This window comes from Xenorhabdus sp. SGI246 (assembly GCF_040838225.1).
Taxonomy (GTDB): Bacteria; Pseudomonadota; Gammaproteobacteria; order Enterobacterales; family Enterobacteriaceae; genus Xenorhabdus; species Xenorhabdus indica.
This window is the reverse complement of sequence record NZ_JBFPEZ010000047.1, coordinates 143,290-154,037: the sequence shown is the minus strand read 5'-3', so window position 1 is coordinate 154,037 and position 10,748 is coordinate 143,290. Positions and strand designations below refer to the sequence as shown.

Annotated in this window: 10 protein-coding genes and 1 tRNA gene; 4 read left to right on the top strand and 7 right to left on the bottom strand. The window is 39.9% G+C overall.

The window, feature by feature from the left end; genetic code table 11:
* Nucleotides 1-47: 47 nt before the first annotated feature.
* The 3 genes from ABLA85_RS12030 to ABLA85_RS12020 form a co-directional block, all read right to left on the bottom strand.
* A tRNA-Pro gene (locus ABLA85_RS12030) sits at nt 48-124 on the bottom strand.
* Between the two features lie 75 nt (nt 125-199).
* The gene (gene yejM / locus ABLA85_RS12025; RefSeq protein WP_367964403.1) at nt 200-1,942 is read right to left on the bottom strand and encodes an LPS biosynthesis-modulating metalloenzyme YejM; all 1,743 of its coding nucleotides are present in this window, start codon (nt 1,940-1,942) and stop codon (nt 200-202) included.
* A 31-nt stretch (nt 1,943-1,973) separates the two neighbouring features.
* Nucleotides 1,974-2,201: a YejL family protein gene (locus ABLA85_RS12020; protein ID WP_099134811.1), complete on the bottom strand. Its 228-nt coding sequence runs from the start codon at nt 2,199-2,201 to the stop codon at nt 1,974-1,976.
* Between the two features lie 277 nt (nt 2,202-2,478).
* Here ABLA85_RS12020 and yejK point away from each other — a divergent pair, with 277 nt between their 5' ends.
* Nucleotides 2,479-3,486: a nucleoid-associated protein YejK gene (yejK, locus tag ABLA85_RS12015; protein WP_367964401.1), complete on the top strand. Its 1,008-nt coding sequence runs from the start codon at nt 2,479-2,481 to the stop codon at nt 3,484-3,486.
* A 115-nt stretch (nt 3,487-3,601) separates the two neighbouring features.
* On the opposite strand, the gene rplY is transcribed toward yejK, so the two are convergent.
* Nucleotides 3,602-3,883, bottom strand: coding sequence for a 50S ribosomal protein L25 (gene rplY / locus ABLA85_RS12010; protein WP_047679702.1), 282 nt, complete (start codon nt 3,881-3,883; stop codon nt 3,602-3,604).
* 163 nt (nt 3,884-4,046) lie between these two features.
* Nucleotides 4,047-5,804 carry a DEAD/DEAH box helicase gene (locus ABLA85_RS12005; RefSeq protein ID WP_367964399.1) on the bottom strand — a complete coding sequence of 586 codons (1,758 nt, stop codon included), beginning with the start codon at nt 5,802-5,804 and terminating at the stop codon, nt 4,047-4,049.
* Between the two features lie 266 nt (nt 5,805-6,070).
* Here ABLA85_RS12005 and rsuA point away from each other — a divergent pair, with 266 nt between their 5' ends.
* From rsuA to ABLA85_RS11990, 3 genes are all read left to right on the top strand, one after another.
* Entirely contained in the window at nt 6,071-6,778 is a 708-nt protein-coding gene (gene rsuA / locus ABLA85_RS12000) for a 16S rRNA pseudouridine(516) synthase RsuA (RefSeq protein ID WP_367964397.1), read from the top strand.
* Nucleotides 6,779-6,814: 36 nt separating this feature from the next.
* Nucleotides 6,815-8,002, top strand: coding sequence for a Bcr/CflA family multidrug efflux MFS transporter (locus tag ABLA85_RS11995; RefSeq protein ID WP_367964396.1), 1,188 nt, complete (start codon nt 6,815-6,817; stop codon nt 8,000-8,002).
* Between the two features lie 674 nt (nt 8,003-8,676).
* Entirely contained in the window at nt 8,677-9,021 is a 345-nt protein-coding gene (locus tag ABLA85_RS11990; RefSeq protein WP_038260372.1) for a YejG family protein, read from the top strand.
* 84 nt (nt 9,022-9,105) lie between these two features.
* On the opposite strand, the gene mepS is transcribed toward ABLA85_RS11990, so the two are convergent.
* Together mepS and ABLA85_RS11980 are read right to left on the bottom strand one after the other, a co-directional pair.
* Nucleotides 9,106-9,693 carry a bifunctional murein DD-endopeptidase/murein LD-carboxypeptidase gene (mepS, locus tag ABLA85_RS11985; RefSeq protein WP_367964394.1) on the bottom strand — a complete coding sequence of 196 codons (588 nt, stop codon included), beginning with the start codon at nt 9,691-9,693 and terminating at the stop codon, nt 9,106-9,108.
* A gap of 341 nt (nt 9,694-10,034) precedes the next feature.
* Nucleotides 10,035-10,739, bottom strand: a complete 705-nt coding sequence (locus ABLA85_RS11980; protein WP_367964392.1) for a phosphatase PAP2 family protein — start codon at nt 10,737-10,739, stop codon at nt 10,035-10,037.
* Nucleotides 10,740-10,748 lie beyond the last annotated feature (9 nt).

Here is a 10,748-nt window from a genome sequence, read left to right as displayed (position 1 = left end):
TTAAGCGAGCGGTATTACCCTAACAGGTTGGTTTTTTTGGGGAGATTTGGTCGGCATGATAGGATTTGAACCTACGACCCCCGACACCCCATGACGGTGCGCTACCAGGCTGCGCTACATGCCGATGACTTTGCTTATAGTACCTTTTTTTATGCGCAAAGCAAGCCCCTTGTTTAGTGAGTGATTGATTTTTAAACAATTAATTTGCTAAAAATCGTTTTATTTCAGTTAGTATTTGTAACAACTGAGTCAGATTGGGTTTGGTATCTTGGATCTCATTGCCATTTAGGTCATACAGATGGTATTCGCCATTCTTGGAAAGGTAGATTGTATTTTGGTCTGTTGTCACAATTAATGAACCATTTTCACCAGTGATCAGCCAAGGAGTACTTCTTTGAGCTCTGAAAAGATCTTCTCCTTGCGAATAATCATCGGGGATATTACTGACATGCAATAAACGTTGCATTAATGTTGTCATAATATCTTGATGACTAGTCAGTTTGTTAATGGTTTGTGCTGGTGTGCCTGGCCAATGGATAATCAGTGGAACCTGCATTTGTTGACGATTAAACTTATCGCCTGTAAACCATTTTGGTGGAGAGTTTGTAATGGTGCTGCCATGTTTAGCAGTAATAACAATGATGGTATTGTTTAAGGCACCTTTATGTATCAAGGTTTCCAGAACATGATTGATTTCAACATCCAGTGTCTTCTTGTCAACTTTATCTGATAAAGGTGGAATACCATTCAAGTTTAAGAATGAAAACCATGGTGTTGTATTATTACGTAAATTTAGCCACTGTTGCCATTGTTCTAACGTTAAGCTGTCATTGGGTTTGTCAACGTTGGGGAGTGAATAGTCAGTTAAAATAGCTTGGCGGTAAAGTGGGGTTTTGAATCCATCTGATGAGTATAAACCAAACTGATACCCTTGATGAGTCAAGGCATCTATAAGTGCCGAAGATTTTCTGCTGTAAAGAATACCATCCAGATAGCCGGATGATATGCCGTAGAATAATCCAAATAACGCAGTATCATTCTGCATACCAGTGCTGAAGTGTTGGGTGAACTGGATATTATTTTTTGTGAAGCGTTCAAGGAATGGCATCTCATTAGCGGTAATATCATTATTATCCAAACCATCTACAACCAATAACAATAAATTATAACCGCGTCCGCTATCACGGTAAGATAACGTATTCAATGGATATTCAACTGTCAGAGCAGAAGGATTGCCTTGCTGGCTTATACGACGCTGATATTCTTGTTTGTCCAGCAGACCATGCTTTTCAAGAAACTTACGTGCTGTCATTGGGTATGAAAGTGGTAAGTTCGAACGTTGCATGGTAATAGGCCGATAGAAATTGGCATCTGCCCAGATATACATCATATGGGAAGCAATAAAAGCTGTGATAAATACAGCGGCTAATGGTTTGCCGAACTTTTGTCGGTTCAGGCTACGCAATTTCTGCCAACTCCACGTACCGTATAGCATCTGTACCAAAAAAATAACGGGTATGCAGATGAACATCAGTTGCCATTCTCTTGCCCGTTCACCTTGTTCTGGATTGGTTACCAGATCCCAAACCAGTGGTGTCAGGTGTAGGTGAAAACGCACATAGATGGAGGAATCAAGTATCAACAGTGTTAACCCTGCCGTTGCCACGGTGGCAGAAAGGAATCGTAGCAACCTCTGTGACATAACAATAAATGTCAGCGGGAATAACACCAATAAATAAATGGTGAAAACAATGAAGCTGAAATGACCGAGCCAACTGACCAGCGCATAGATGCGACCAAACAGTGAACCCGGCCAATCCGATGCAAATAAATAGCGACTGCCCAGCACAAGACTGAACATAATATTGAACAGAGCGAACCAGTGTCCCCAACTGATCATCTGAGAAACTTTTTCGCGGTAATGCTGGCGGCTAGTCACCATATTTTCTTACGTTAATGTCTTAATGGAAAAATTAATGCGCTTTATCTTCATTGATCGAAGATTGTAACGCGTGTGCAAACGAGTTTGCGATATGTCTGCGTTGGGCAGGAGCAATACTCGTGTTGATTAAATTTGTGACCATATTGCCTAAAACCATTAATGAAAGATCGGTAGGAATATGGTTTTTCTCGAAAACATTTACCAGTTCAGCTAGTAAATGTTCAACTTTTTCATCGCTGTAGCGAGAAGATTGTGGCATGACTCAAATATCCTGAATATATAAAGCTTCATATACTACCGTATAGAGGGGGTATTTTCTGCTTTTTTATGACAATTTAATTTCTTTATTGTGCAAATTATTGTCATGCTTTTAGCTGTTGCATCATTTTATTCTTTGAAATGAGTAACGTTAATAATTAAATTGTGAACGCTTTTCCATCATTGGGATTTTTGGTTGCAGCAGAGAGGTAACAGTGTTTGAATACGCCGCTAACTGCAAGGCCCAGAAGGTCAAAGCTGTAAAAGGAGTATAAATAATGAGTCTGGAAATTACCCAGATCGCGTTACATCGGTTGATTAAACGTGATGAACAAACACTGGAAGTGATTTTGCGGGATTCTCTGCTGGATACCAATGCGGTAGTGGAAGAGATGATGGCAGAATTACATCGCGTGTATAGCGCTAAAAGCAAAGCTTATGGTGTGTTCAATGATGACAGTGAACTTGCAGAGTCACTCCGTCATCAACGTAAGGGGAATGAAGATTTTTTAGGTTTTAGCCGAGCTGCAACCGTTCGTTTGAAAGATGAACTGACAAAATACCCATTTGCAGAAGGCGGTACGGTGTTGTTTTGTCAGTACCGATATTTGGCTGTAGAGTATTTGTTAATTGCGGTTCTTAACAGTTGTAGTAGTACTTCTGTCAATGAAGAGTTAGATGTAAATACAACGCAGTATCTTGATATTCCTCATGCTGATATTGTTGCCAGAATTGATTTAACTGAGTGGGAAACTAACCCTGGCTCCTGTCGCTATTTGACTTTCCTGAAAGGGCGGGTAGGGCGCAAGGTTTCTGACTTTTTCATGGATTTTCTGGCTGCCAGTGAAGGAATGAATGCTAAGGTACAGAATAAAGGGTTATTGCAGGCAGTAGATGATTATTGCGAATCTGCTCAGCTAGATAAAAATGAGCGACAAGCTTATCGCCAACAGGTTTATAGTTATTGTAATGAGCAACTACAGGCGGGCGAAGAGATTAAATTGCAGGAACTGTCTCAAGAATTACCACCATTAGGTGAGCATAACTTCCAGCAATTTTCACAGGATAAGGGATACGAGTTGGAAGAAAGTTTCCCGGCAGATCGCAGTACATTGCGTCAGTTGACTAAGTTTGCTGGCAGCGGTGGTGGATTGACAATTAATTTTGATGCTATGTTACTCGGAGAAAGGATTTTTTGGGATCCGGCAACAGATACATTAACGATTAAGGGTACTCCTCCAAATCTGCGTGATCAATTGCAACGCCGTGGCAGTGGTAATCACTAATCTATTTCGACTCTGAGTTTGAAACATTCATAATCATCGAAATGATAAAAATAAATAACGCCGCAAGTGCGGCGTTATTTACTCGGCGTCCCGATAAAAGCTCGATTGTGGCTAATTAAGCACGCAGGAAATCAATGTGCGTCAGTTTAGGTTTAAACGGATGACGCTGTACTGCCTGCACTTTAACTTTAGTTTCTTTACCATCAACGACCAGAGTCAGAACTTCGTAGAATTCTGGCTTGCTTTCGTGGTTGATAACTGCATCGTGATCCAGTTCTATAGAAACTGGTTCTTGGTTACCACCATAAATGATTGCTGGAAACTTGTTAGCTCTGCGCAGGCGGCGGCTCGCACCCTTACCCTGCTCTTTACGTACTTCTGCATTAATAGTTAACATTATTTTTTCTCGATAAAAGAAGAAAATAAATCCTGCTACAGGCGACCCAGCAGCAGGTTCGATACTTGGCTTAACATATGGATTATGTTAAGCGGGCGGCATTTTAACGAAAAACCTATATGACGGCAAATAGAAAGTACTTTGTCGTGAATAATTACACCGCTTAATACAGGTCATCGGCCCGTCGGAAGCGGCCTTGATAATCAAAAATTTTTTCCCGGATCTGCCAAAACGGCCCTTTTTTCCGTGCAACAATAAAATCAGGGTGTCGTAGTAAAGGAAGTTGATGAGCAATATCTCCAGCTGTTTTCCAATGTAAAGGAATACCCGGTGCTCGTTGATGATGGCGCATAAATTGCAATTCAAATACTTTTTTTTGGCCAGGTGTTGTCAAACGGAATAATTCAGATACATTTGCCCCATCTTCATCGTAATAAGTGATTTTGAGCCATTCGCCTTTATTGTCATTACCCGGAGTTAATTGCATTCCACCACAACGTAGTACAAGAGCATCTTTGAGTTTAAGGGCTGCTTTCAGCATATCATCAGGGTCGACCAGTACTTCTTGACAACGATGGCAACGTCGGGCTGCGATATCGTTTTCTGCTCCGCAATGCGGGCATGATTTAAAACGAAAGCGAAAATCACATTGGTGTCTTCTTCCTGTATCGTCTTCTTCCCATCCTTGGCAACGGCGTCCAAAGTGTTCAATGATGTCACCCTCTGCGGTGCATTTTCCCCAGAAAGTATTGGCAAACTGGCAGATTGGACAGAATACCTGTACAGGCTGATTTTGTGAACTGGGTCTGTGGCTACCGACTTCAGGAGTATAAAGGTCGTGAGGGTTGCCCGCGTAGTCTAAAATGAGGCACTCCTTCTTATCAGGAAACAGGCGTAATCCACGGCCAACAATCTGCTGATAGAGGCTCACGGACTCTGTTGGACGCAATATCGCAATGAGATCGACGTGAGGTGCATCAAACCCAGTTGTCAAAACAGCAACATTAACCATATAGCGTAGTTGCTGTTTTTTGAAGGCGCTGATCAGAAGATCCCGTTCAGTGCTCGGTGTATCGGCGCTGACTAATGCTGCCTGTCCTGTGGGAAGTAACAGGAAAATTTCTTTTGCATGTTCAACTGTGGCCGCAAAAATCATTACACCTTTCCGATCTGCTGCATATTCAATGACCTGTTTGATAATATGTGGCGTAATACGTTTCTGTCGTTTAATTTCTCGACTCAAATCAGCTTCATTGAAAATACCCTGCTGACTGATACGTACTTGACTGAAATCATATTGCATTATGGGCATATCTAACCTTTCTGGAGGAACCAGAAAGTGGTGTTTGATCATATAACGTAATGGAAGTTCATAAATACAGTCACGAAAAAAGCAATTTTCGTCACCACGTATCATGCCATGATAGTGATACTGATAAATCCAGCCAACACCTAAACGGTAAGGCGTCGCGGTTAAACCCAGTATCCTGATCTGGGGATTATTTTTTTGCAGTTGCTGGATAATTTGCTGATATTGACTGTTTTCATCACCACCAATGCGGTGGCATTCATCGATGATTAGCAGTGAGAAGTTGTGGTCAAAACGGTCTAAATTGCGGGCTACAGACTGAATGCTGCCAAAGACAACTTTTCCTTCACTCTGTTTTTGATGCAGCCCGGCAGAAAAGATATCTGCTTTCAGGTTATAAGAACAATATTTACTGTGGTTTTGTGCAACCAGTTCTTTAACATGTGCCAGTACTAAAACCCGGCCGTGAGCTAGTTTAGCCAGTTCAGCAATGACAAGGCTTTTGCCTGCACCAGTAGGTAAAACAATAACTGCTGGTTTTTTATGTTTGCGGAAATGACGAATGGTCGCATCTACCGCTTCTTGTTGATAAGGGCGTAAAGTAAAAGCCATTGTTATGTTATTGTCACAAAGAGCGAGTAAAAGGTTGTTGATGGAGAGGATAACATTTTTCCTTCAACCTGCCGACGAGAAAATATTATCAGGATCAGTGTGCTGTAACAGATAGTTTATGGTTATTATAGTTATTTGATCTACTATTATTTTGCAAATTATCTGCTAAATTTTGTATTCAAATTGGCTTTGAAATTGCCTGAAATATCAAAGGCATTTTCATATTTATTTTCTGTCAGATTATTTTTTGTTAGGTATAACTATTCATGCGATTGGATAAATTTTTATCACAACAATTGGGTATTAGCCGTAATGACGTCGGGCGAGAATTACGTGCTGAGCGAGTTACTGTTGATGATGAAATCATCAAAACAGGGGCATATAAGTTGAAACCTGAGCAGGTAGTTGCCTACGAAGGAACAATATTGGAGCAATTGGACGGTCCACGTTATTTTATGTTGAATAAGCCACAAGGGTATGTGTGTTCGACTGATGATCCATCAAATCCAACTATTTTGTATTTTATTGATGAGCCTGTTGCCCATAAACTGCATTCGGCAGGGCGATTAGATATTGATACTACGGGCTTAGTGTTATTGACAGATGATGGTCAGTGGTCACATCGTATTACTTCACCCAAGCATCATTGTGAAAAAACTTATCTTGTAACACTGGAACACCCAATATCAGAGGACACTGAGGAAAAGTTTCTTGTAGGTGTTCAACTGAATGGAGAAAAAACACTGACAAAACCGGCAAAATTAGAGATCATTGAACCTCAACTCGTTCGTCTGACCATCAGTGAAGGACGATATCACCAGGTAAAACGGATGTTTGCTGCCGTAGGGAATCATGTTATTGAGCTTCATCGTGAACGTATTGGCGAAATTGATTTGGACCCCGAATTAGGGCCAGGGGAATATCGAGCGTTGACGGAAAACGAAATTAAGAGCATACAAATGCCAGTAGCTTAATTTTTTATCTATTCATAGTTGTTTTGGGAAAAAAGCGTGCAACAACAACGATTATCCTATTTGGGATTAGTCCTTATTCTTGGGCTGCTCTCTATGTTAATGCCATTGGCAATTGATATGTATTTGCCAAGCATGCCAACAATAGCCATTGATTTTGGTGTCAGTGATGGCAAAGTTCAAATGACATTGAACAGTTACATGCTAGGGTTTGCCATTGGTCAAATAGTCTATGGGCCAATGTCTGATAGCTTGGGACGTAAGCCTGTTATTCTAGGTGGCGTGATTGTTTTTGCAATATCATCTGCTGCATGTGCTTTGGCACAAAATATAGGTACTTTTATTTCCATGCGGTTTTTGCATGGTTTTGCTGCTGCATCGGCCAGTGTTGTGATTAATGCTTTGATGCGTGATATGTTCACGAAAGATGAGTTTTCGCGCAGTATGTCGTTTGTGACACTGGTAATGATCATAGCTCCCCTATTAGCTCCCATGTTAGGTGGGATGGTGATGGTATGGTTCAACTGGCATGCTATTTTTTGGTCTATCACGATTGCTGCGCTAATAGCTGCATTTTTATTTGCTGTTTTTATCAGGGAAACACTACCTAAAGAGAAAAGGCTACGTTTCAATCCAAAGGTCACTTTAGGGCAGTTTGTTATGCTATTCAGGCAGCGACAAGTGCTGTGCTATATTTTGGCAAGTGGTTTTTCTTTTGCTGGAATGTTTTCTTTTCTTAATGCCGGGGCATTTGTTTATATCCAATTGAATGGGATTCCTGCACAGCATTTCGGTTATTACTTCGGATTGAACATTATCTTTATGTTCATTATGACAACCATCAATAGTCAGTTTGTTCGCAAATATGGCGCATTGAATATGCTGAATTTTGGCATATTTATTCAGTTTGTCATGGGGTTATGGCTGTTATTCAGCACTATGTTTGATTTGGGTTTTATATCTTTGGTGTTGGGTGTTGCTATTTATATCAGCAGCATTTCTTTGATTACTTCCAATGCGATGGCCGTTGTGTTGGATGATTACCCTCATATGGCTGGAACAGTAGCTTCGTTATCTGGAACCATACGTTTCAGTATTGCTGCCTTGGTTGGGGCAATTTTATCTTCTGCTCCTGAAAAAAGTGCCTGGCCAATGGTTGGTTCGATGGCCTTATGTGTAATATTAGCGATGATATTGATTGTTTATGCACGCAAGGCCAAGACATAAAATAATCAAAGAAGCCATCTGTACTTTCAAGTGGCTTCTTACTCTTTTTTTCATGTCTATATTGTTGTTGGCGCTTATAGCGATATTAAGTGTACCAATGTCCCAGTTTTCTTTTCTTAGGAAACAGAATCCTCAGGAAACATAATTTCCATCCATAAAAACCCAGAAGAATCCTCCTATAAATTAAAAACAGTTTGTTTATTGGATAAACAGGAAATATCGAACGATCAACAGGAAAATATCGATGATTGTTAATTTGATGATATCAGTTGAATCCTCTGTGTTGGTTTTTTGTTAACTTTAAAATGTTAAATATATGAACTCAGAGGGTGAATACTGTGTTGATAATTAACATTTTGTAAAACAAGGACATTGTAAGATCGCTATTGTGTAGCACAATTCATAAAAACATAAATTTGTAAATAAAATTTGAACATAAAGTTGCTGTTTTGCATAAAAATAAGTTGAATTTTTTACCAAAACAGTATAAATATATACAAAGTGCGAGTTTGATCTCATTTTTTTCCAAATTGAAGATGAAAAAAGTGTGATATTGTAATTTTTATTTTAACTTTTTATTTACTTTTTTGTTGGGTGGTTATTCGGTTTTGACGAGTCGATAGCCTACAGCTGGTGGTTAGATGTATTAATGTTGTTTCTGATAGGAATAATACGTGAATAATATCCAACTTTCGGTAGTACACAGACTGCCGCAAAGTTATCGGTGGTCATCTGGCTTTGTTGGTACAAGAGTTGAAATCTTGCCAGAGGAAGAGGCAGATATAGGGAATAGCCTGATGGGGCTGAAATTGTTAAGCCATGAAGGCGAACATGCATGGAGTATTTTGCATGATATAAACCAGTCTATTTCTGATATGCAGATAGTAAGTGCGGTAATTGAGTGGGAAGGTGAGCCATGTTTGTTTTTTGCTCGAGAGGATGAAAGTGCTGTGATATGTCGGCTTAAGACATTAGGTGCTGCAATTGCAGAAAATATTACCGCATTTTACCCACTTTAATAAATAATAACCGGATAAAAAACGCTTCTTAGTGGAAGCGTTTTTTATATCTGCAAGGGAAAAATAGGAAAAGAGAAGGCAGGGTTATGTCGAGGCGTTCATGCTGTCTGATAAAATACGTCTGGCACCGTAATAACGCTTGCTCCAGTAGGTATCATTTAATCTGGAAACAATGACTCCACTGCTGGTTGATGCATGTACAAATTGGTTATTACCGATATAAATGCCAACGTGGCGCCTGTAAGCTCCTGTTTTGAAGAGAACCAAATCACCTGCTTTTAACTTGGAACGGCTGACTGTTTGGCCTATCTTCTGTTGCTCCGAGGTAGAGCGCGGTAATTCCATACCAAATTGATCATGGAAGGTGCGTTGGACAAAAGCTGAACAGTCAATGCCACGTTTTGTACTTCCTCCAAGCCGATAGGCAACGCCTTTCCAATCCGCATATTGGTTAAGGAGCTTGGATTTAATATCCAGATTTTTAACTAAAGTTTCAAATTCATCCTGAGATGTTTGCAGTAGAAAATGCTTTTGACCATTTACTGCATGAGTTTCAGTTTTTTTACTACGTATTTGGGAATCTGGAGAACTACATGCGCTCAGTGCCACTGCCGCGATAATTGCGGGGATTAACCGCAATATATATCTCACTATTGGTTGAGATTTGACCATTATATTGATTTTCCCTTGCAGTCCTTAATGTGACTTATCGCCATCATTAAAATATTAAACGCCTTAAAGACTAGTAGAATATGGCGAATTGACAAACTTTCTGTCCCTAAAGTGTGTGAAGCCACACATTTTATTAATACCTTTACAAAATGATTATTTTAATAAAAGGACTCGCAGAAGAGTACAGAAATTATGAGAAAAAAGCGAGAGATAAAAAGAGTTATTTACAAAAAATTAGATTATAAACTAAGAGGTTAGAATGATCTTGGTGATTTTATTCTCATTCGAGAAAAGTTATGTGGTAATGGGGAGATAGATCATATCTCCCTATTAATATTGTTTTAATGAGTACGGCCGATATGAGGTAGTTTTTTATCTAGCCATGCAGCCATAATGTCACTGAGTGGGGTTAATAACACCCAGCTCATTCCAATTAATGTGAGTGATAACGAACCGACAGCAATATCTGTAAACCAATGAGCACCTGCCATAATACGGGGAAGGGCAAAAGTGATCATAATCAGTAAAGCAATGAAGAACGCTCCGCGAGAAATATAGCGAAGAATAAAGCAACTAAAAATGAGTAGCATCAAACCGTGATCCCCCGGAAAACTATCGCCGGAAGCATCCTTGGTATGCAAACTTGTCATTTCATTTACGCGGTTGACGTTTTCAAATGTTAATGTCGGGCTTGGACGGCTGACGGGGATCTGATGGCCGATCTGATTTATGATCACTGCTGTTATTAACATGACCAGACCAAGCATAAAAAGACGGCGTTTTCCTGCATAATCTTGTTTGCGAAATGCGCTGTAGTAAAGCAGCCCCATACATAAGAGTGATATAACATCAAATGCCCTCACATTTACGATAGCGACAAATAACGCAAATTTTGAATTTGGCAGCAATTTTTCATTAAAGTAATGAAAAATTGTAGAATCAATGTGAAACCAAAAGCCGTGATTCTCAGGTAAATACCATGAGAAAAACAAGGCGATACCAAGCAGATTGAGTATAAGTATAGCGAGTGGATGGCTACGGGTCATGGGTTACCT